Annotated in this window: 1 pseudogene; it reads left to right on the forward strand. The window is 56.5% G+C overall.

Going from position 1 to position 591, the window contains the following annotated elements:
* Positions 1 to 591: pseudogene (locus tag AN476_RS22310) on the forward strand (IS3 family transposase); the annotation flags it as partial.

A 591-nucleotide genomic window follows, 5' to 3' on the forward strand; every position in this document is an offset into this window, starting at 1 on the left:
CCAGATGAAGGTTTCTGAGCGTCGCGTTTGTCGCGTCCTGGGCCAGCCACCGATCCACACAACGTCGAGTGCCACAGGGGCGTGCTGACGAAGATCGCCTGGTCGCAGACATGATCGAACTGACGCGTCAGTACGGTCGAAATGGCTACCGCCGTGTGGCTGCCTTGCTGAGGGACGCAGGCTGGCAAGTGAATGACAAACGTGTTGAGCGTTTGTGGAAACGTGAGAGGCTGAAAGTGCCAATGAAGCAACCCAAGAAGGGGCGGCTCTGGTTGAACGACGGATCATGTGTCCGGCTGCGTCCCGAGTATCGCAATCATGTCTGGTCGTACGACTTCGTGCATCACCGAACCGATGATGGCAGGGCTTTCAGGACATTGAACATTCTGGACGAAAACAGCCAGGATTGCCCTCTCTCATTGATTTCTGCGCAATCAACTGCCGGGCAGCGGGACGATCCGGGTGAAGCGGAAAATGAACTCTACAGAGGTCATCGATGCGCTGGCCGACCTGTTTATCCTGCGTGGCGTGCCTGTTTACATTCGCTCGGAGTTGCCTATTGAAGGCGCCAATGGTTTGAGCCCAATGGGC

This window comes from Phaeobacter sp. 11ANDIMAR09 (genome assembly GCF_001294455.1).
Taxonomy (GTDB): Bacteria; Pseudomonadota; Alphaproteobacteria; order Rhodobacterales; family Rhodobacteraceae; genus Pseudophaeobacter.